This is a genomic window from Mesorhizobium sp. M1E.F.Ca.ET.063.01.1.1 (assembly GCF_003998155.1).
Lineage (GTDB): Bacteria > Pseudomonadota > Alphaproteobacteria > Rhizobiales > Rhizobiaceae > Mesorhizobium.
Window position 1 is genome coordinate 1 of record NZ_RZSC01001232.1, and the last position, 1,067, is coordinate 1,067.

The window sequence follows — 1,067 nt, forward strand, 5'->3', positions numbered from 1 at the left end:
CCGGCAGTTCTACTCGGCCGCGCGCCAGGCAGTGCTCGGTCAGCCGCCCGGCCCGGGAAAAGGCTGATCGATGCGGCCGGCGAGCCAGTAGGCGATGAGCCCGACCCATTCACGGACCGCTTTGGTGGTGATTTCCAGATTGTCGCCGGGACTTGTGCGGTAGAGGCGTTCTTTGCCCGTGGTCCAATAGTCGACAGGCCAGGGAATGGTAGGAAAGCCGGCCTTGTCGAACAGCGCCTTGGCGCGCGGCATGTGAAAAGCCGACGTGACGAGCAGCCAGGTCTCGCCCGGTTTCGGCATCACCAGCCTCTTGGTGAAGACGGCATTCTCGTAAGTGGTGCGTGATTTGTTCTCCAGGACTAGGCGGTCTGCGCCCACCCCGAGCGCTGTGAGCAGGCGCGGCGCGGCGTCCGCATCGCCCTCGCCTTCGCCGAGCATTTCGAGCGGACCGCCGGTGACGACGACTTTCGCTGTCGGGAATCGCCGAGCCAGCATCGCCGCCTCGACGAGGCGGTCTCCGCTGGCATTCAATTCATAGCCGCCGCGCACGATATTGACCGCACCGTCCATGGCGCCTCCCAGCACGACGATACCGTCAACCTTTGCCGGAAGCGGAGGTCTTGGGAAGCGCTCTTCCAGGGGATTGAGCATCATGACGCCAATCGACGACCATGTCGAAAGCGCAAGGATGACAAAGGCAAGAACGCTGCCGGAGGCTGCCAATCGCCGCCGGCCGAAGATGCCGGCAACCAAGCCTGCCAGCAGCAGGAAGATCGCCAGGTTGAGCGGCCTGGCGACAAACCAGAAGAGCTTCGAGAGGAAGAAGAACATCACTCACCCGCTGGGCCGGCATGGACCCCGATGACTGAGCCTACCACCACTTCTCCGGCTGGAACTTGCCCGCCGCCTGTTCGATGACATGCGCCGTCTGGAACAGCGTTTCCTCGTCGAACGGCCGGCCGATGAGTTGCAGGCCGAGCGGCAGGCCCTTGCCGTCCAGGCCGGCGGGCACGGAAATGCCCGGCAGGCCGGCCATGTTCACAGTCACCGTGAAGATGTCGTTGAGG

General features: G+C 64.1%; 2 protein-coding genes. Both read right to left on the reverse strand.

Translation table 11 applies throughout. From position 1 onward, the window contains the following. Positions 1-39 precede the first annotated feature (39 nt). Positions 40-831 carry a YdcF family protein gene (locus EOA29_RS37500; protein ID WP_126093861.1) on the reverse strand — a complete coding sequence of 264 codons (792 nt, stop codon included), beginning with the start codon at positions 829-831 and terminating at the stop codon, positions 40-42. 40 nt (positions 832-871) lie between these two features. Continuing rightward, a partial coding sequence (locus tag EOA29_RS37505; protein WP_245468755.1) for an amidase family protein occupies positions 872-1,067 on the reverse strand: 196 nt, incomplete at its 5' end.